Source organism: Streptomyces sp. NPDC055254 (assembly GCF_053606025.1).
Genome location: NZ_JBSGQV010000009.1, coordinates 173,013 through 192,856, shown reverse-complemented (window position 1 = coordinate 192,856; position 19,844 = coordinate 173,013). Strand labels below are relative to the sequence as shown.

16 protein-coding genes are annotated in these 19,844 nt (G+C 73.3%); all 16 read right to left on the bottom strand.

Translation table 11 applies throughout. The features are described 5' to 3' along the window. Nucleotides 1–57: 57 nt before the first annotated feature. The 16 genes from ACWFQ8_RS12680 to ACWFQ8_RS12605 all read right to left on the bottom strand — a co-directional run bounded on the left by ACWFQ8_RS12680 (nt 58) and on the right by ACWFQ8_RS12605 (nt 19,574). Nucleotides 58–2,472: a M48 family metalloprotease gene (locus tag ACWFQ8_RS12680; protein WP_453786192.1), complete on the bottom strand. Its 2,415-nt coding sequence runs from the start codon at nt 2,470–2,472 to the stop codon at nt 58–60. A gap of 266 nt (nt 2,473–2,738) precedes the next feature. Continuing rightward, a complete protein-coding gene (locus tag ACWFQ8_RS12675; protein ID WP_453786191.1) occupies nt 2,739–3,506 on the bottom strand; it encodes a hypothetical protein in 768 nt (255 codons plus the stop codon). Between the two features lie 401 nt (nt 3,507–3,907). Beyond that, nucleotides 3,908–5,311, bottom strand: coding sequence for an ATP-binding protein (locus tag ACWFQ8_RS12670; protein WP_453786190.1), 1,404 nt, complete (start codon nt 5,309–5,311; stop codon nt 3,908–3,910). After that, on the bottom strand, nt 5,308–6,030 hold the full coding sequence (locus ACWFQ8_RS12665) for a response regulator transcription factor (protein WP_453786189.1): 723 nt from the start codon (nt 6,028–6,030) through the stop codon (nt 5,308–5,310). Before ACWFQ8_RS12665 ends, ACWFQ8_RS12670 begins: the two co-directional genes overlap by 4 nt. A gap of 117 nt (nt 6,031–6,147) precedes the next feature. Continuing rightward, the gene (locus tag ACWFQ8_RS12660) at nt 6,148–6,762 is read right to left on the bottom strand and encodes a hypothetical protein (RefSeq protein WP_453786188.1); all 615 of its coding nucleotides are present in this window, start codon (nt 6,760–6,762) and stop codon (nt 6,148–6,150) included. Then, entirely contained in the window at nt 6,759–7,547 is a 789-nt protein-coding gene (locus tag ACWFQ8_RS12655; protein WP_453786187.1) for a thioredoxin family protein, read from the bottom strand. The genes ACWFQ8_RS12660 and ACWFQ8_RS12655 overlap by 4 nt, the downstream gene beginning before the upstream one ends. Nucleotides 7,548–7,921: 374 nt before the next feature. Then, nucleotides 7,922–8,482 carry a hypothetical protein gene (locus ACWFQ8_RS12650; protein WP_453786186.1) on the bottom strand — a complete coding sequence of 187 codons (561 nt, stop codon included), beginning with the start codon at nt 8,480–8,482 and terminating at the stop codon, nt 7,922–7,924. Nucleotides 8,483–8,810: 328 nt separating this feature from the next. After that, a complete protein-coding gene (locus ACWFQ8_RS12645; protein ID WP_453786185.1) occupies nt 8,811–9,692 on the bottom strand; it encodes a CAP domain-containing protein in 882 nt (293 codons plus the stop codon). 170 nt (nt 9,693–9,862) lie between these two features. Next, nucleotides 9,863–10,057, bottom strand: a complete 195-nt coding sequence (locus ACWFQ8_RS12640) for a hypothetical protein (RefSeq protein WP_453786184.1) — start codon at nt 10,055–10,057, stop codon at nt 9,863–9,865. A gap of 129 nt (nt 10,058–10,186) precedes the next feature. Beyond that, nucleotides 10,187–12,106: a helix-turn-helix domain-containing protein gene (locus ACWFQ8_RS12635; RefSeq protein ID WP_453786183.1), complete on the bottom strand. Its 1,920-nt coding sequence runs from the start codon at nt 12,104–12,106 to the stop codon at nt 10,187–10,189. Nucleotides 12,107–12,233: 127 nt separating this feature from the next. Beyond that, nucleotides 12,234–13,613 carry an MFS transporter gene (locus tag ACWFQ8_RS12630; RefSeq protein ID WP_453786182.1) on the bottom strand — a complete coding sequence of 460 codons (1,380 nt, stop codon included), beginning with the start codon at nt 13,611–13,613 and terminating at the stop codon, nt 12,234–12,236. 87 nt (nt 13,614–13,700) lie between these two features. Then, on the bottom strand, nt 13,701–14,486 hold the full coding sequence (locus ACWFQ8_RS12625; protein ID WP_453786181.1) for a 3-hydroxybutyrate dehydrogenase: 786 nt from the start codon (nt 14,484–14,486) through the stop codon (nt 13,701–13,703). 248 nt (nt 14,487–14,734) lie between these two features. Then, entirely contained in the window at nt 14,735–16,018 is a 1,284-nt protein-coding gene (locus tag ACWFQ8_RS12620) for a 3-hydroxybutyrate oligomer hydrolase family protein (protein WP_453786180.1), read from the bottom strand. A gap of 328 nt (nt 16,019–16,346) precedes the next feature. Beyond that, nucleotides 16,347–17,780, bottom strand: a complete 1,434-nt coding sequence (locus tag ACWFQ8_RS12615) for an extracellular catalytic domain type 1 short-chain-length polyhydroxyalkanoate depolymerase (RefSeq protein ID WP_453786179.1) — start codon at nt 17,778–17,780, stop codon at nt 16,347–16,349. Between the two features lie 358 nt (nt 17,781–18,138). Next, nucleotides 18,139–18,792, bottom strand: coding sequence for a CoA transferase subunit B (locus ACWFQ8_RS12610; protein ID WP_453786178.1), 654 nt, complete (start codon nt 18,790–18,792; stop codon nt 18,139–18,141). After that, nucleotides 18,792–19,574: a CoA transferase subunit A gene (locus tag ACWFQ8_RS12605; RefSeq protein WP_453786177.1), complete on the bottom strand. Its 783-nt coding sequence runs from the start codon at nt 19,572–19,574 to the stop codon at nt 18,792–18,794. The genes ACWFQ8_RS12610 and ACWFQ8_RS12605 overlap by 1 nt, the downstream gene beginning before the upstream one ends. Nucleotides 19,575–19,844: the final 270 nt, after the last annotated feature.

Genomic DNA, 19,844 nt, shown 5'->3' with positions numbered 1-19,844 from the left:
CCAGCGGGTGCGCGGATGGTGCGCGGATGATTTCCCCGGGCCGGTTCCGCCACCGGTTCAGGGAAGGTTCACCAGAACGACCCCGACGGCACCGCACGTCTGATGGATGCGCTCTCCCCGGTTTTCGAACGCTGCCCCATCGCCTTCCAGGGCTGCTTTGAAATGCTCCATGAAGTCGATCGCCAGCTCGGGTTCCCCGCCCCGCACGGCCGACTGAGCGGCCTCGTCCAACCGGGTGTGCACCTCGGCGGTGGTGAGCGCGTCCAGGGAGCCCAGCAGTTCGTCGTACTGCCGGCAGGCGGAACGGACCTCTTCGATCCCGCCCGCCGGCCGTTCGAAGGACCGGTCCGTCGTGTCCGTGGTGCAGGCGAACACCGTCACGCTTCCCGCCAGGAGCAGCGCCGTCAGGCCGATCCGGCGCCCGGTCGGCCCGCTCCGGCCGTACGCCGTCCCGCTCACGGGCCGCGTCGGGGAGGGCTGCGGCCGGACCCGGCGGCGTACGGCCAGGGCTACCGCTCCCGCCGTGACCGCGATCAGCGAGCAGGCCGTACCTCCCACGAGGATCCGCAGCAAGGTGTTGCGTACCAGGGGCAGCGAGACCCCGCCGCAGGCGGCGGGGCGCAGGGCCAGCGCATCGACGCAGCCGGCGGCCAGCACGCCGCCGAAGAACACGGCCGTCACCAGGCACCCGGTGAGGAAGGCGGCCACGAGCCCGTAGAGGGCGGACGCCCGGCCGTGCCGTCGTACGAGCAGGGCCGCCGTGGCGACGGCCACGAGGCCCTGCACGAGCATGGCAGCTACGAGGTTTCCGTGGGTGAAGGCGAGCAAGAAGCCGTTCATCGTACGGGTCCTCTCGGGGATGCCGGAGTGGATCAGGAGGCGGGAGACGAGAGTCCCGCCGACGAAGGCCGCGGTGGCGGCCAGGCAGGCCACGGTGACCACGAAGGGCCAGGCGCCCCGGTCGCCCGTCGTGCTGTAGGCCGCGCTCCCCCGCGTGCCGGCCGACCGCGGGAGAGGCCGCAGGTGCGCGGTGAGCGGCGCCGCCCACACCACGAGGAGCGCCGGCACCAGCGGGGTCCACTGGGCGAAGCGCAGGAGCAGTGGATGGTGCACGGCCGCCCAGAGCCAGTACGGGCCGGCCGGCGCCACCTGCGCGACGGCTCGGTGGTCGGCGCGGACCCCGTCCGTGAGGGTGCCGAGCCAGTCCGCGGTGTCGGTGAGGACCATCCACGACGCGATCACGACCGACAGCACCAGCGAGGAGGCGGCCCAGCCCGCCGTCCACACCCGGCGCCGTGGTGCGGCCGGTGGCCCCCAGGCGGCAGCGGTCCGAGTCGCCCACCAGGCGAAGAGAACGAGCACGACGGCCAGGGACAGCGCCAGGAGTGCGGCAACCGCGCCGCCGGAGGGGGGTGCCCAGGACGAGGCCGCCCCCACCGCGCTGTCCACGGCGAGGGGCCGGCCGAGGACGAGTCCCACCGCCAGGCCGAGTGCGGGGAACACGGTGTCCCGGACGGTACGTTCGGACCGCCGGGCCGTACGCCACGCCCCGAGGCCGATGACGGCCGCGATGGCCGGCGAGACCGCGAGCGCCGCCGCCCACCGGCTGTGCAGCGGGTCGGCCTCGTGGGCCGTGAGCCACCACAGGATCAGGAATCCGCTGATGGCGCCCATGGCGGCCAGTCCGGCCGCGCAGCACTCCCAGAATCCGATCCGGAACAGCCGGTCCGGATGGTGCACCATGCGGATCCGCTGTTCGGTGGTGGGATGCGCGCGGCGCGGCCGCTGCCACCACGGGCGGCGGTCGTCCGTCGCCGCGATCGCGGCCAGCAGGTCCTCGCGGACCCCGTCCCACGAGGCCGCGCGCACGTCCGCGGCGTACTCGCACGTCCTCAGCACGGACTGAGAGGTCAGGAAGACCAGGCCCAGCAGGACCGCTGCCCGCATCGCGATGCCCGACGCGTCCTCAGGTGCGGCGCCGATCACTCCCGCGGCCAGGGGGAGCACGCCCAGCGGAAGGAAGGCGTAGGTCAGCGCGCGGGTGAGGCACTCGATGTCGGTGTCCCGGTTGCGCAGGTGCGCCAACTCGTGCAGCACCAGGGCGCGAAGCCGCGCGGGGTCCGCGCGGAAGCGGGTGACGAGCCCCGCGTCGAGGGCCACGACGTACCGGCCCGCCCGCCCGAAAGCATGGGCCGCGACCGCGGCCGAGGACCGGCGCATGAGGAAGCGGGGCGGCCGCCGCAGACCCGCCTCGGCCACCAGCTCGTGCAAGCGGCTTACGAGGGCCGCGTGTTCGGCGTCCGCCTCCGGGACGAAGTCGGCCAGGTCGTGCCTGCGTACGTGCACGTGTGGGTCCGCCCAGTACAGCAGCCCCGCGAGGGCCAGGAGGAGGACGATCCCGGCCAGTACCCAGGGAGCCTTCGTGCGCTCGTACTCGGCGGTGCAGGTGAGGAAGGAATCGAGGAAGTGCACGGCCGGGCCGTTCCCCCGGTCCGGCCGGCTGCCGAGGCACACTGCTCGTAGACCGACCGCGCCCGGTCGGCGCCGGGTGCGAAGGCCAGGTAGACGGTGTTGTAGGCGAAGACGGACGCGCCCAGCAGCGCGGTGATCAGCAGGAGGAACCGGAAGGTCGTCCCGGAAGGAACGCCGGACGGAGCCGGCGCGGCCGCCGGGGCGGGAACCGTCGGTGTGGCGGGCGTCGGCATCTCGGGCCCCCGAGGGGTGGTGGGCGGACTCGGCTATGCGGTGAGGGCGCCGATCACGGCGTCGGCCAGCAGACGGGATCCGTCCTCGTCGATGCCGAACCGCAGGGCTTGCTCGTACACCGCCTGCCGTACGGCCGCGATGACGGCGGGAGGCAGCGCCGCCGCAGCCGCCACGGCGGGGCGGGCGGACCCGTCGACGACACCGGGCGCGGGGCCGTCGGCCGCATCAGGCACGGCGCCGAGCGGCGCAGCGGCCGGGGCACCGGGCGCCGCAGGGGTTGTGGAGCCGGGCGCCGCGGCGGCCGCATCAGGCGCGGGGCCGGCCACCGGTTCGGCCGCCGTGCGGGCCGCGGAGTCGGCGCCCGCCCGGGCCGCCGGGCACGGTTCCGCCTCGGCGGTGCCGTCCTCGTCGGCCGGCGGCTCCCCCGCGCCGGCCGGGTCCGGGCGCCGCAGCACGCGTCGCACCAGGGGACGTACCGAGCCCGCGCCGCGCTCCGTCGCCGTCAGCATCAGGTGTGCGCCCACGGTGACCAGCGCGGTCTCGACCATCGCGAGCACGAAAGGAGTCGCCAGGGTGATCAGCTCACCGCTCCCGAAGCCGAACCGCTCGTCCTTCGGTTGCGCGGACGCCCGCTTGCGCGCCGCCTTCAACGCCCTGCGGGGATCACGGAAGTAGGCCGTGCTCTCGGCGTGGAAGAGCACCAACTCGTGCGGAGCCACCTGCTCCACCACCTCGCGGGCGATCTCACCGACGAGGCCTTCCTCCGCCGCGTGCGGCTCCGCCTTCGATCGGCTCACCATCCACCCCCGGGTTGTACGGCTCCGCCCGACGGGCCCCTTCCGGCGGGCCCACCCCACCGACGGTACGCAGCACCCCGGCGGGCACACCAGAGCCGCGCAGGGAGCGCGAGGTGCATACCGCGGCACCAGCGCCCCCGCGCACGCCCCCTCCACGGCACTGCCGGAATGGCGCGGGGCGCAGGCACGGGGCGTAGGCGTACGAGGCCCGCAGGAAGCCGGGCCGCAGACGCGGCTGGTGCGCGCTCGGGAGTGCGGCGCGCCCGCGCGATGCTCAACGACCAGCCGCTGGACGAGCCGTACCTGTGGGACGCGAAGGTGCCCGCGGTGGGGAAGGTACGCGCGGTGGTGTCGTTCGCGGTGGAGGTGCCGGAGGGCAAGCGGGATGCCGGGGTGGCGGGGTGTCAGCGCTTGAGGGGCCAGACCGGGCGGCGGCGGGAGGCGCGCGGCCCCCGCTGGGACGGGAGGGGCGGGGCGAGGGCGAAGACGACGGTGATGTGCGCGCCGCCGCGGGGGCCCCGCGCGATCCGCACCGAGCCGCGGGTGACGGCCGCGGCCCGCCGGGCGATGTCGAGGCCGAGACCGGAGGAGCCGGTGCTGCCGCCGCGCGAGAGTGCCCGGTCCGGTTCCGGGATGCCCGGGCCGGCGTCCTCGACGACCAGTTCCACGGCCTGGGCGGTGCGTACGACGTGCACGCCGAACGGCGTCCCGGGGGCGGTGTGGCGGAAGACGTTGCCGATGAGCGCGTCCACGACGGCCGCGACGTCGTCGTCGCTGAGGCTGACGGCCGTCGGCTCCTGGGTGATCGTGAGGGAGCAGAGCCGCTCCTGCTGCTCCGCCAGGACCGCCCAGAAGGCGGTGCGGCGCCGGACGACGTCGGCGGCTTCGCAGCGGGGGTCGGCGGGAGCCGACGCGGTGGTGTGCCGGGACGTGCCGGCTTCGGTGCCGAGCAGGCCTTGGCCCATGGGGCCCACGGCGAGCGGAGTGCGTGCGGCGGTGATGATGGCCTGGAGTTCCGTCTCCAGTGCGCCGACCGCCGCTTCGACCCTGGCCGACTCCGGGGTGCCGGCCATGCGTTCCGACGCCAGGTGCAGGGCGGTCAGCGGCGTACGGAGCCGGTGGGACAGGTCGGCGACGAGTTCGCGTTCGACGGCGAGCAGTTCGGTCATCCGGTGCGCCATGGCGTTGAAGGCGATGCCGGCGTCGCGCAGTTCCTTGGGGCCCACGGGGTCCACGCGGGTGTCCAGGTCCCCCTCCCCCAGGGCGCGCGAGGCCTGCGCGAGATTCTTCGAGGACTTGACGACCTTCGCGCCGAGGCGGTCGGCGACCAGCACGGAACCGCCGATGAGGCCCACGGCGAGCAGGGCCATGACCGCCCACGAGGCCTTGACACCGCGGGACAGCTCTTCTTCGGGAACGAAGTTCTCGATGACGGCGACCCGGTCGCCGGGGAGGACCACCGGTTGCAGGCATATCCAGCCGCTCGGGATCTGCTGGGAGATGGACTCCCGGCCGCGACGGGCCCGTTCGAGCAGGGCGGCGGGGGCCTGGGTACGGCCGAGGGTCTGGGCGTCGGGCAGATGGATGACCAGGTGTTCGGTGGCGTCGAGGCTGGCGGCGGATTCCCGGAGGGCGGACCTGTCGGTGGTGAGCGTGAGGACGGGGGCCAGGGCGGCCGCCCGCTGCTCGGCCGCGGTGACGCTCTGCTCCTTGACCAGCGACATCACCAGTGCGGCGAGCGGTATGAGGAAGGAGAGGGCGACCATGGACGTCACCGCGAGCGCCACGCCGGCCAGGGAGCGCCTCACCGCGGTGCCACGAGCTTGATGCCGACGCCGCGGACGGTCAGCAGGTAGCGCGGGGCGGCGGCGCGTTCGCCGAGCTTGCGGCGCAGGGAGGACAGGTGCACGTCGACGGTCTGGTCGTCGACGTACGGCTCGCGCCAGACCTCGGTCAGCAGGCGCCGTTTGGAGACGACCTGGCCGGTGTGGTGGGCGAGGAAGGCCAGGAGGTCGAACTCCCTTCGGGTGAGGCGGAGTTCACGTCCGGCCAGGTAGGCGGTGCGCGCGCCCGGGTCCACGGCCAGTTCGCCCACCACGGCGGGGCGCAGCGGATCGGCCGCCGGGGCCTGTCCCGCGCCGCCGACCGCGTGCGCGGGGGGAACATGGCTGGTGCGGCGCAGGACGGCGGAGAGGCGCGCGATGAGCTGTCCTCCCGAGAAGGGCTTGACCAGGTAGTCGTCGGCGCCCGCGTTGAGAAGTTTGATGATCTCCGTCTCGTCGTCGCGGGCGGTGGCCACCAGGACGGGGACGGAGGAGATGCCGCGGATCATGCGCAGGGCGTCCGCCCCGTCGAGGTCGGGCAGCCCCAGGTCGAGGACCACCGCGTCGACGGGTGTCCGGGTGACCTCGCGCAGGGCGCCGAACCCGTCCCCCGCGCTCCGCACGGCATACCCGTGCTCCGTCAGCACTTCGATGAGTGACTGGCGGATGCTGGGGTCGTCTTCCACGACCAGGACGCTGGGCATGAGGGACACCTTAGGGTGCTGGATCCGGGAGGTGCGGGCGGGTCGTCCGGCAGGCGGCCGCCGCTCCTGCCGCGGGGGCGGCCGTTCGGCGGGGCACCGTCCAGGGCGCCCCGACCACTAGGGTGCGCCGAACACCGGGCCGTCCTCGGTGATGCGCAGACGTACGGGGCGGTCGGAGACGGGGATGGTGCAACCCTCCTCCGTGCTGCAGCTCGCGTACCCGAGCAGTACGGTCGCCTCGCCGTTGCCGTCGGCGCTGACGGGCAGGGTGGCAGTGACGGGGCCGTCCGGGTAGACGGGCACCGGGGTCTCGACGCCGGGCACGCTGATCGTCCGCACCTCGGCAGAGGCCGCCAGTCGGCCGTCCGCCCTGAGGGCTCCGGTGACGGCCATCGTGGTGGGCCTGCCGACTCCCTCGATCCCGGTGGGCGGCAGGTCCTTGCTGTAGAGGTGGAACCCCTCCTCGTCGGGGGTGAGGACGGCCGTCAAGGTGCCCTTCCCGGCGCGCCAGTCGGACACGGTGAGCGTGACGGTGACGCCGTTCTCGCTGAAGCGCGTCGTGGGCGCGGCGGTGCCCTTCCCGGCCGGTTGGGGGCCGCACGCCGCGAGTGCGGCCAGCGCGAGGACGGCGGCGGCCGCGCGGGTCCTTCGCGAGGGGCCCAGCACCGCCGCGAGGCTCCCGGCGAGGACGGAGTCGGGGGCCGGGGTACGGGCGCGGCCCGCTCTTCTCATGACGCCCACTGGCGGAGGAAGGAGTTGATCCCCTCCGGCGTCAGTGCGGGGTTGCCCGTGAGGTGCGTGTCGGTGCGCACCGTTCCGGACGCGGTGACGACGACCAGTACGGGCATCTTGTAGCTTCCGCCCCCGGGGCTGTACTTGCGCAGCAGGGCGGAGGCGGTGGAGTTGCTGCCGCCAATGTCGATCTTGACCAGGTGGTACGAGGCTCCCAGGATCGCCGCGGTCCGGGGCTGCGCGAACACCTTGTCGGCCGCCTTGCAGTTGCCGCACCAGTTGGCGCCGAAGTCGAGCAGCACCATCCTCCCGTCGGCCTCGGCCGCGCGCAGAGCCGCGTCGACCGCCTTCTGGGCGTCGGCCGAACTGTCGTAGCCGGGCCCGGGTATGCGCGCCGGCGCGGGGGCCGAGGAGGTACGGGACGGCTGCGCGGTCGTCCGCGCGGCGGAGGGAGAGGCGGGTTTGGCCCGCGAGGGGCTCGCCGAGGCGGTGGGCGGGGCGGTGGCGGACGCCGACGCGGAGGCCGACGCGGAGGCCGACGCGGTCGGGGACGCCTCGGCGGACTCGGTGGCGGACCGTGTTTCGGACGCGAGGAGCTGGGACGGCGCCGCGGCCGAGGAGGCGGACCCCGCGGACCTCGCGGACGGGGAGGACGGCCCGCACGCGGCGGTCAGCCCCATGGCGGCCACGGTCACGGCGACCAGCGGCAGCCGCGCGCCCGGGGCGGCGGAGCGGAACCGGGTGCGGCGGTCGGCCCGGACGGGACGGGGTGTGCGAGAGCTCATGGCGGGGCCACCTCGGGAACGGTGCGGACTCCGGGAAGGGCGGGAGACCCTTCCCGAACGGGTGCGGACTCCGGAAAAGGCGGGAACGCCTTCCGGAGGGGTGGGGCCTGCGGCCCGGCGGTTCGCCCGGGGCAGCGTGTCCCGGTCACCGGGGCCGCTCGGCTGACGTGAGCATAGGACCGCTCCGGGCCGCCGGGACCGCGTGCGCGCGATCTTGAGGTTCCCCTAAGGAAGACCTCACCTTCCGCTTCACCGGGACTCGGGCGAGGGGCGGGCACATCCGATGAATCCCCCGAAACGGGCGTGGAGTTACGAGGAGGGCCGAAGGGGGCGGATCGGTCGGGTCGACCGCGGTCCGGGAACGGTGTGGCCGCTCAGAAGGACGCTTCGCGGACGGTGGCCTTGGCCGACGGTGTGATCGTCGCCGTCACGGTCGACCGGTGGTCGGCGCCGGAGAACGTGACCGTGAGGGAGTCGGCCGCGGTCTGCGACGTGGAGGTCTTGAAGCCGCGGCCGGGGATCGCGGAGATCAGGCACACGCCCCGACTGCCGTACCGCACCGTCACCTTGCCGCCCTGCGAGGGGATGGTGTGCAGGCCCGGCCCGCCCTCCTGGCAGTCGACGGCGGGGGGCTTCGGCGCGGTGGTCCGGCCGGCCGTCGAGGAGGTCTTGGCGGGGGTGGACGCCGAGGGCGAGGGCCGCTCGGTCGCCGAGGGCGGGACGCTCGCGGAGGGGGTGGGCGGCGGCTCGCTCGGCGAGGGACTCGGCGGCGGCAGCCACGCGGGAGGCGAGTCGATGACCACCGGGGCGGCCCGTGCGACCGGAGGCGTACGGCTGGTCGATCCGACCACGAACTGGACCGTCGCGAGCACGGCGGTCACGCTGGTGACGGTGCACGACAGCCATATGAGCAGGTAGCGCGGAATTCGGGGCACGGCCCCATAGTGGCCGACGGCCCGCAGCGCCCGTCACCGGCTCCCGGCATCCGCCCGACGGCGGCGACCGGACGGGCCCGCGGACGGACGAACGGCGGCCGCCGACGCCGACGGCCTCCTGACCCGGGTACGGGTCAGGAGGCCGTGTGCCGCCCGGCCGGCGGGCCGATCGCGGCGGGCCCGGCCTCACGCGCGTGTGGGGGGAGGCACGCGGAGGCCGGAGGAAGGGAGTCGAGGGGGCGGCGGCGGACGGCGACGGCCTGTGGCCGGACCGGGCTCGGCCGCCGCGGCCCATAGCCCGTGGCCCATAGCCCGTCGCCCGTGGCGGCTAGCTCGGCGTCCCGAAGTTCTGCGTCCACCAAGGGCCGCCGTCGCCCTTGTGGACGCCTATGCCGATCTCCTTGAAGGCGCAGTTGAGGATGTTGGCCTTGTGTCCGGAGCTGTTCATCCACGCCTTCATCACGGCGTCGGCATCGGCCTGGCCCCGGGCTATGTTCTCGCCCAGCCGCGACCACTTGTACCCGGCGGCCTCCACCCGACTGGTCATGGTGGACCCGTCGGGGCCGGTGTGGGACATGACTCCGCTGCGGGCCATGGTGTCGCTGTACGCCCGAGCGGCCGTGTTCAGCTTGGCGTTCGCGGCCAGCGGGCCGCATCCGGCCGCCGCCCGCTCCTTGTTGACCAGGGCGAGGACGGCGGACTCGGACGGGTCCGAGGCACCGCCGCCGGAACCACCGCTGCCGCCCGAGCCGCCCGAGCCGCCCGAGGTACCGGAACCGCCGGAACCCCCGCCGGTCGTCGCGGGGGCGGTGCGTACGGGCTTGCGCGTCTGCGGCGGAGCCGGCGCGGCGGGCGCGCTCTCCTGCACCTCGGCCTTCGTGGGACCGGCGGAGGCGCTGGGGTCGGCGCCGGGCGTCTCCGGAGGGAGCGAGCCCGGGGCCGCCGCGGCGTCGGCGGTGATCGTGGGGAGGGCCGCGGTGGGAGTCGCCGACTCCGCCCCGCCGTCCGTGCCCGCCGCCCCGGACTTCGCGCCGGTGGCGCTGTCGGCCCGCTGGTCCGACGGCGTACCGCCGTCGGAGTCCGCCACCGCGACGCCGACCGCGACCGCTGCCGCGGTCGCCGTGAGGGACAGCACGATGCGTGTGCGCACCGCCTTCTTGCGGCGCACTTCGACGCGGGACGGCGTTCCGGGGGTTTGGCTGCGGCTCATGCCGGTAGCACCTCACAGAGAGACGGGAGGAAGTGGCTCCGGCTGAGCCTAAGGCGGTGACCAGCGAAAAGATCCGTTCGGAGGTGCTCTTCAAACTCCCTTAAGGAAGCCCGCAGGATCGGCACAGGAACGATTCGGGCCAACCACCCCCAACGCGGCATCGGACGGGTTCAGTCGCCCCCGCCGCCTCCGCCGCAGGAGGAGCCGCCCCCGCAGGAGGACCCGCCGCCGCAACCGTAGCCGCCGCTGTCGCCGCCGCCGCCCCGGGAGCGGGACCGGCGCCGCCGCGAAGCGGGCCGTACCGTCCGTACCGCCGCGACCGCCAGCACGATGAGGACCAGCCCCACCATCACCACGTACTCCATGAGCCGTACCCCCGTTGTTCCGTTCCGTTCGCGATCTGTGTACGGGGGATGCCCCGCCCGGATGTCCTCCCAAGCCAGGTTTGAGGAAGTTCAGAGCTTGCCCGCCGCGTACACGTGCGCGGGTGTCGGTCAGCGCGGTCCGGACGCACGGGTCGGCGCTATCCGGGCGATGCGCAGGGCGAGTTGGATTTCGAGCACCCTTTCCGGCGTCTGCCAGTCGCGGCCGAGGAGTTGTCCGATGCGGTCCAGGCGCTGCACCACGGTGTTGATGTGCACGTGGAGGGCCTCCCTGGCTCGGGACTGGCTCATTCCGACGGAGAAGTACACCTGGAGGGTGTGCATGAGGTCGGTGCCGCGTTTCGCGTCGTACTCCATGACGGCGCCCACGGTCTGGCGGACGTATCCGCCCAGGTCCGTCTGGTCTCCCAGCAGTACACCGAGGAAGCCCAGGTCGGACAGGGCGGAACCGGTGCCGTGATGGCCCAGCGCACGGAGCGCGGTCAGGCAGCGGCGGGCTTCCGCGTGGGCGTCGGCGAAACCCCCGGGTCCGGTGACGGGGCCGGCCGCTCCGACGGTGACGGAGGAGCCGACGGCGTGGCTCAGTTCCTCGGCGAGGGAGCGCGCGCAGGAGCTGGGGGTGTCGGACGGGTGGACGAGGACCACCTCGTCGTGGTGCGATCCGGCCAGGCCCTTGCGGGTCTGCGCGGTGCGCGCGGCCGCGGACAGCAGCCTCTGCCGCGGCGCCGTCTCGGCGTGCAGCACGAAGACCGTGTGGGGATGGTTCAGGTTCAGCCGCAGCCGACGGGCGCGGGCCGACAGGCTCGTGGCGTCCGCGGCCCGGGTGAGCAGGTCTCCCAGGAGCTCGCCGCGTACCCGGTCCTCGGCCTCCTCGACGGAACGGCGCAGGAGCAGGAGCAGGGCCGTGACGACGCTGGCCCGTTCGAAGAGGCGGCGGTCCGCCTCGCTGAGGTCGGCGCGGCCGGTCAGTGCGATGCTGCCGAGGAGCTCGTGGCCGGCGAGGACGGCGCACACCCAGGTGCCCTGGACCGGTACGGCGCGCCCTCCGGCGCGGGAGGCCGCCACGGCCTGCGCCGAGGGGGGTCGGGGGTCTGCCCCGGCCCGGGCGAGTTCGGCTCCTTCCGCGTCGTGGATGAGGGTCCCGCCCTGGAGCACGGCGCCGATGGCGTTCGCGACCTCGGCGATGTCCCCGCCGCGCAGCACGAGGTCGGTCAGCCGGTCGTGGGCGTCCTCGGCCCGCCGCATGGCCTGGCTGTGGGCCTCGATGGTCTGCGACGCCGCGTTGAGGTCGACCAGGGCGGTACGCGTTTCCTCCAGCAGGCGGGCGCTGTCGATGGCGATGGCGGCGTGGTCGGCCAGCGAGGACAGCAGTGCGATCTCGTCGGGGGTGAAGGTGCGGGCGGTGCGGTCCGCCGCGTAGAGGACGCCGATGACGCGGGTCCCCACCCGCAGCGGTACGCCGAGGATGGCCCGCAGGCCCTCTTCCGTCACGGCGCTGTCGATGGTGGCGGTGTGCTTGAAGCGCGGATCGTCGCGGTAGTCGCCGGTGCTGTACGGGCGGGCCGTCTCGGCCACCAGGCCGCCGAGGCCCTCGCCCATGCCGAGGCGCACCTGCTGGAACGCGGCTGACACGCATCCGTCGGTCACCCGCATGTAGGTGTCGCCGGCCTCGTCGTCGTTGAGGGACAGGTACGTGACGTCCGTGCCGAGCAGGAGCTTGGCCCGGTGGGTGATCGCCCGCAGGACGGCGTCGAGGTCCCGCAGGGCCGCGAGGTCGCCTGCGGTGTCGAAGAGCGCGGCGAGTTCCACCTCGCGCCGCCGGTGCTGGGCGAGCGTGCGGCGGATGCGGAGCGCAACCTGGGTGGCCTCGGCGATGGCCGCCATCTCCGGCTCGCAGACGCCCGCGTCCTGGGCCGCCTCGCCCGGACGCGTGAAGTGTTCGAGGGGTGCGCCCTGGGCGAGCAGGTCCAGCAACTGCCGCACGGCGGCCAACGCCTGTCCCGTGTCGGTCTTCTTCACCGTGGTGGGCATGGGCGGCTCTCCATGGTTCTGGATGCGGTGGTGTGCGCCCCGCATGTTCCGCTGGTGGGCGAGGACGCGGTGCGGTGCCCGCCGTGCCGCTCCCGGACGGCGCGGTACGGCGGGCCCCGTTCGGCTCTCAGCTGTCGGCCGAGACCGGGTCGTGCTGGGCGGTGCGGCTGCCGGGGACCGTCGCGTCGGCGGGGACACGGTCCTGCGCCAGGTTACGCCCGCGGGTCTCCTTCGCCATCAGCACGGTCAGGGTGGTCACGGCCGCCGCCGCGGCGAGGTAGATCGAGATCGGCGTCGACGAGTCGTAGGCGTCGAGCAGCGCGACCGCGATGATGGGGGCGAGCGCGCCGCCGATGATGGACGCGAGCTGGGAGCCCATGGAGGCGCCGGAGTAGCGGATCCGGGTGTCGAACATCTCGGAGATGAAGGCCGCCTGCGGTCCGTACATCGCGCCGTGCAGGACCAGTCCGATGGTGACGGCGGCGGCGATCGCGGGGAAGGACTTGGTGTCCAGCATCGCGAAGAAGGCGAACGCCCAGCCGGCCATGCCCACGGAGCCGATCAGGGTGACCGGGCGGCGGCCGATCCGGTCGGACAGCGCTCCCCACGCGGGGATCGTGACGAAGTGCACGGCCGAGCCGATGAGCGCGGCGTTCAGCCCTTGGCTCTTGGACAGCCCGAGGTGGGTGGTGATGTAGACGAGCAGGAAGGCGGTGAGGACGTAGTACGAGATGTTCTCGCCGAACCGGGTGCCGACGGCGGTGAGGACTCCGCGCCAGTTCGTCCGGAACACCTCGGCCACGGGCGGCTTCTCCTTGACGCCCGCGGCGGCCCGCTCGGCCGCCTTGGCCTGTGCCTCCAGGAAGACGGGGGACTCCGAGACCGACACGCGGATCCACAGGCCGATGAGCACGAGCACGCCGGAGAGCAGGAACGGGATCCGCCAACCCCAGGCGAGGAACGCCTCCTCGGACTGGAACGCGGCCAGCAGCGCGAGTACGCCGGTGGCCAGCAGGTTGCCGCCGGGCGCGCCGGCCTGGGGCCAGGAGGCCCAGAAGCCGCGGTTCTTGTCGTCGCCGTGTTCGGAGACCAGCAGGACCGCGCCGCCCCACTCGCCGCCGAGCGCGAAGCCCTGGACCAGCCGCAGCAGGGTGAGCAGGATCGGGGCTCCGACGCCGATGCTCGCGTGGGTGGGCAGCAGGCCCATGGCGAAGGTGGCGCCGCCCATCAGCAGCAGGCTGAGGACGAGGAGCTTCTTGCGGCCGATCTTGTCGCCGTAGTGGCCGAAGACCAAACCGCCGAGCGGTCGGGCCGCGAAGCCGATGGCGTAGGTGAGGAAGGCCAGGAGGGTGCCGACCAGGGGCTCGCTGCTGGGGAAGAACAGCTGGTTGAAGACGAGGGCGGCGGCGGAGCCGTACAGGAAGAAGTCGTACCACTCGATGGTGGTGCCGATCAGACTCGCGCTGATGACGCGCGCGATGCCGGTTCTGGGTGCCTGGTTTGGCATGGCGGGGACCACATTTCGGCTGGGAGCGGTGGTGGGAGTGCAGGTACGGGGGCGGTACGGGTGCGGGAAAGCGGTGCGGGGGCCCGTTCAGGCCGCGGTCCAGCCGCCGTCCAGGGGGAGGGAGGAACCGGTGATGTATCCGGTGTGGGGGCCGCAGATCCACAGGGCGACGGCGGCCACCTCCTCGGGCCGGATCATCCGCTTGATCGCGGAGCGGCTGAGCATCACCTCGGTGACGACCTGTTCCGGGTCGATGCCGTGGGCCGCGGCCTGGGCGGCGATCTGCTGCTCGACCAGGGGGGTGCGGACGTAGCCGGGGTTGATGCAGTTGCTGGTGACGCCGTGCGGGGCGCCTTCGAGTGCCGCGACCTTGCTCAGCCCTTCCAGGGCGTGCTTGGCGGTGACGTAGCCGGCCTTGTAGGCGCTGGCGCGCAGGCCGTGGACGCTGGAGATGTTGACGATCCGGCCCCAGCCCCGTGCGTACATGTGCGGCAGGGTCCGGCGCAGCAGCAGGAAAGGAGCGTGGACCATCACCTTCTGGATGAGCTCGAACTGGTCCGGGGGGAATTCGGTCAGCGGCGCCACGTGCTGGAATCCGGCGTTGTTGACCAGGACGTCGACGTCGGCCGGCAGTTCTCCCACGGAGTCGGGGTGGGCCAGGTCCACCACGTGGGCCCGGCCGCCGATCTCCTCGGCGACGGTCTCGGCCGACTCCTTGCAGATGTCCACCACGTGGACGAGGGCTCCGGCGGCCGCGAACGCCGTGGCACAGGCCCGTCCGATGCCGCTGCCCGCGCCGGTCACCATGGCGGTGCGGCCGGTCAGGTCGACACCTGCTGTCCCGTCGAACGCGGGAGTGATTCCGCTTGTCATGGCCGGAAGCATGCGGGACGTGCGCGTGTCACTCCCATGTGTGCGCCCGCCACAGTCCGGCGACGGCTTGTGTACGTCCTCACCAGGGGGCGGGTCCAGGGATGTCCCACGCCGGGCATCGGGGCAGGTGGCACACGTACGGGAGCGGAGCCCCGCATGGGACCCCGCTCTCGGCGAAAGACGAAGTGGTACGGGCAGGGTAGGGCGGCCTCAGGCCGGGGCGAGGGCTCAGCCCGGGGCGGGCGGCCTCAGGCAGTGAGTCGGCATCGGGTGAGCAGGCTTTCGGGATCCGCGGCGCCCGGGCGGGGCAGGGTCCGGCCGGGAGGCGGCTGGACGCCTCGGCCCAACCAGCCCTCCAGCGCCGTGAAGGCCGAGCGGTGGCAGGGCACCAGCGGGCGGAGCCGGTCGGGGAAGGCGTCGTAGAGCGAATCGACGTGCGTTCCCCCCTCCACCCGGTAGTAGCGGAAGAGGTGGCCGCGGCCCGCGTCCCGCACCATCTTCGCGTAGACGTCGGAGTCCTGGCCGATGGGCAGCAGTACGTCGAGGGTGCCGTGCAGAGTGATCAGGGGTTTGCCTATCCGCCCGGTCAGGGCGATCTTCGCGACCGCGTCCTGGACGCTTCCCGGCCGGGAGGCGTAGTCGTAGTCGCTGTCGCAGGCCGGTGAGCCGGGCGCGCAGAACGGGGTCCCGGCCTCCAGCGCGCCGTCGTAGTCCGGATCCAGTTCCTCACGGTAGATCCGCTGGGTGAGGTCCCAGTAGTACTGGTGGTGGAAGGGCCACAGGAACTCCGACCCGGCGGGGAATCCGGCGGCGGTCATCTCCCGGTGCGCGCGGTCCGCGCCCTCGCCGCCCGCCGCGTACTCCGGGTAGGCGCGCAGCGCGGGCGGCAGGAAGGTGAGCAGGTGCGGCCCTCGCGCGCGCCAGAGCGTGCCTTCCCAGTCCACTCCCCCGGAGTAGAGCTCGGGATGGTTCTCCAGCTGCCACCGCACCAGATAGCCGCCGTTCGACATGCCGGTGGCCAGCGTCTTCGAGGGGGGCCGGTGGTAGCGCTGTGCGACCACGGCGCGGGCGGCACGGGTGAGCTCGGTGACCCGGGTGTTCCACTCGGCGACGGCGTCGCCGGGGGCGGCCCCGTCCCGGTGGAAGGCGGCGCCCGTGTTGCCCTTGTCGGTCGCCGCGAACGCGTATCCCCGGGACAGGACCCAGTCCCCGATGGCCCGGTCGTTGGCGTACTGCTCGCGGACTCCGGGTGAGCCCGCGACGACGAGGCCGCCGTTCCAATGGTCGGGCAGGCGGATCACGAATTGCGCGTCGTGGTTCCAGCCGTGGTTGGCGTTGCCGCGCGAGGTGTCCGGGAAGTACCCGTCGATCTGGATACCGGGCACCCCGCTCGGCACGGCGAGCCCGGCCGGGGTCAGCCCGGTCCAGTCGGCCGTGTCGGTGTGACCCGAAGCCACCGTCCCTGCCGTGGTCAGCTCGTCCAGGCAGGACTTCTCCTGTCGTTCGGCGCCGGGCACCTTCAGGCGGGACATCGCCGCGCAGTGAGCCGTCGTTGCGGGTTCCCCCCGATGCTGGGCCGCCGCCGGGACGGCGGCGATGACCAGCAGGGCGGCCGCCGCCGCGGCGGCCCGCCGCAGGGTTCGCGTACGCGGCCGCCGCGGGCGCGATCGGTCGTCCGGCCGTGCGGGGGTGGACGGGGGCGCTGGGCACACGGATACCTCCACGGAGGGTTGGGGTCTGCGGGCAAGCGGACGCTATGCCGGGGGACACCGCCCGGGGCAGGCGTGCGGGCACCACAAGCCCGGTCCCGGACGTGGGGCCCCGCACCACAGGACGGCGGCACGGGACCTGGCCGCGGCGTCAGGAGCAGGTGCCGTCGGCGATGACGTAGTAGCCGGCGGGTGATTCCTTCAGGGTGTGCGTGACGAAGGTGTTGTACAGGCCCATGTTCTGGTTCGACCCCTTGGCGTAGGCGTAGCCGCCGGCGGTGGTGGCCCGACCGGCCCGCACCTGCTGGTAGTTGGTCGCGGTCCAGCACTCGGGAGCGGCGCCCGTGGTGGTGGCGGTGATTTCGGCGGAGCGCGCGCCCTCCGTACCGGCCGGGTCGCGGGCCGCCACGCTGTAGACGTGGCCGCTGCCCGCGCTCAGGCCCGTGTCCGTGAACGGGGCGGTCGTGGGCGTGGCGACGCGGGCGCCGTCCCGGTACACCGCGTACGAGGCGGCGCCCGTGACCGCGTTCCAGTTCAGGGTGACCGACGTGTCCGTGGTTCCCGTAGCGCTCAGGCCGTTCGGGGCGGGCAGTCCTCCGGGGTCCGGGGCCGCGCCGTCCAGGCCGAAGAAGGCGGTGACCCAGTGGCTGGAGCAGATCGAGCGGATGAAGTTCGCGGTGCCGGTGGCGCCGCACTGCTGCGGGCCGGTCCCGGGATCGACCGGGGTACCGTGCGCGACGGAGGGAACCCGGTTGACCTCGACGGCGACCGCGCCGTCGGGCGCGAGGTACTGCTCCCTCCGGGTCTGGTCGGGGCCGATCGTGGAGGTGCGGTCCGGGCTCTGGTCCAGGCCGTGGACGGCGGTCCACTGGTCGCGCAGTTCCACCGCGTTCCTCGGTACGACCTTGGTGTCGTTGTCGCCGTGCCAGACCGTCACCTTCGGCCAGGGGCCGGCGTACCCGGGGTTCGCGTCGCGGACGCTCTGCGCCCAGGCCGAGGGCGTCCGGTCCACGCCCGGGCTCATGCAGGTGTACGCGGCCGACACGGTGTTCGCGCAGCCGTACGGGATGCCGGCGATCACCGCGCCCGCCGCGAAGACGTCGGGGTACGCGGCGAGCACCACCGAGGTCATCGCGCCGCCGGCCGACAGACCGGTGACGTAGACGCGCGCCGGGTCCGTGCCGTAGGCGGAACCGGCGTGCGCGACCATCTGACGGATCGAGGCGGCCTCACCCTGTCCGCGCCGATTGTCCCCGGGCTCGAAGAAGTTGAAGCACTGGCTGCCGTTGTTGGCGGTGGTGGTCTCGGCGAAGAGCAGCATGAAGCGATGCTGATCGGCGAACTTCGCCAGACCCGAGTTGTCGGCGTAGATCTGGGCCGTCTGGGTGCAGCCGTGCAGCGCGACCACCACTGCCGGGTCGGCGGGCAGACCGGCGGGTCGGTACACGTACATGTTCAGCGCGCCGGGGTTGGCGCCGAAACTGCTGACCTTCTGCAGGGAGACGCCCGCCGCGGCGGCGGTGGCCGGTGCGTCCGCGGGCGGCAGCAGGGCCGCCCCCGCCACCAGGGCCACGACCGCTGTCACCCGGCTCAGTGCACGGCGCCACCGACCCTTCCTTTCCGCGGGACGCCGGGGGACTTCGGACGACGACGGCAGCGGACCTTTCGGCTTCGAGGTCGATCCCGGCTTCGGCTTCGGCTTCGGACCTGTGTCACGCGACGGCATGGCGGCTCCCTCTCCGGGTGACACGCGATCGGAACGGATCACGCGACCCCAGCACGGCCGCGGGGGAAGTGGCGACCGGTGCGTGGGGTGGCCGCAAATGTAGAAGTGGAGGACGTCGACTCAGAAGGGAGCCGCGACCCACAGCCCGCCTCGGCGCCTGCGTTCTTCGCCCCGTTGCGCCGTGGACGCCGCCCTGCTATCGCCGCGGGCGGGCGGATCAGACACCGACCGCCAGGTCCGTGGCGACCGCCAGTTCCGGGCCGGTCGCCGCCCGCACCTCGTCCACGCTGACGCCCGGAGCCACCTCGCGCAGCAGGAGGCCGGAGGTCGTGATGTCGAGTACCGCGAGATCGGTGATCACGCGGTGCACCACTCCCCGCCCGGTGAGCGGCAGTGTGCATTCCTCCACCAGCTTGTGGGAGCCGTCCCGGGCCGTGTGCTCCATGAGGACGATCACCCGGCGGGCACCGTGGACCAAGTCCATGGCCCCGCCCATGCCCTTGACCATCTTCCCCGGGATCATCCAGTTGGCCAGATCGCCGAAGGCCGACACCTGCATGGCGCCCAGGACGGCGACGTCGATGTGACCGCCGCGGATCATGCCGAAGGACAACGCGGAGTCGAAGGCGGAGGCACCGGCGGCGAGGGTGACCGTCTCCTTGCCCGCGTTGATCAGGTCGGGGTGGACGTCCTCCTCGTACGGGTACGGCCCGACGCCGAGAATGCCGTTCTCGGAGTGGAGGACGACCTCGACACCGGCCGGCACGTGGTTGGGGATGAGGGTGGGCAGACCTATCCCGAGGTTGACGTACGAGCCGTCCGCCAGCTCCCGGGCGGCGCGGGCCGCCATCTGCTCTCGTGTCAGGGCCATCAGACGGTCTCCTCGGTACGCGGTCGCGCGGTGCGCCTCTCGATGCGCTTCGCGGCCGCGGGATCGTCGGCCGCGACGCGTACGACGCGCTGGACGAAGACGCCGGGCAGATGGATGTGGTCCGGGTCGATCTCGCCCGGCTCGACCAGGTCCTCCACTTCGGCCACGGTGATGCGTCCCGCCATCGCGGCGAGGGGGTTGAAGTTGCGGGCGGAGGAGTGGAAGACGAGGTTTCCGTGCCGGTCACCGACCGCTGCCCGTACGAGGGCGAAGTCGGTGGTGATGCCCTCTTCCATGAGGTACTCGCGTTCGCCGAAGGACCTCGTCTCCTTGGGCGGGGACGCCACCGCCACGCTCCCGTCCGGGCGGTAGCGCCAGGGCAGACCGCCGTTCGCGATCTGCGTTCCGACTCCCGCGGGTGTGTAGAAGGCGGGTATGCCCGCTCCCCCGGCCCGCAGCCGCTCGGCCAGGGTCCCTTGCGGAACCAGCTCGACCTCCAGTTCACCGCTGAGGTACTGACGGGCGAACTCCTTGTTCTCCCCCACGTACGAACTGGTCATGCGGGCGATCAGCCCCTCGCGCAGCAGCAGACCGAGGCCCCAGTCGTCCACGCCGCAGTTGTTGGACACCACGCGCAGGCCGCCGACTCCGCGCTCGCGCAGGGCCTCGATCAACACTCCCGGTATCCCGCACAACCCGAACCCGCCGACCGCCAGGGAGTCGCCCTCCTCGACGTCGGCCACCGCTTCGAGGGAGTCGCCGACCACCTTGTCCACACTCATCCACCACTCCTTCGGCCCTGCCCGGACGCCGCTGACCAGGTCTGGCCGGGGCATCGGGACCAACTGGGTGCGAGCCTAGGAAGCGGGCCGCGGCCGCACGATGGCGCCACACCCCACAGCGGGACGCCGCATCGTGTGGGAACAGACCCCCCGGGCGAACGGAGCGCCACCCGCCCCGGGCCGGGCCGTGCGGCGTGCGGACGCGGAACGCGAGCCCCCGGCCCCACAGGGCGGAGCGTCCGACGGTGCACGCAGCCGCCCTGCGCTCGC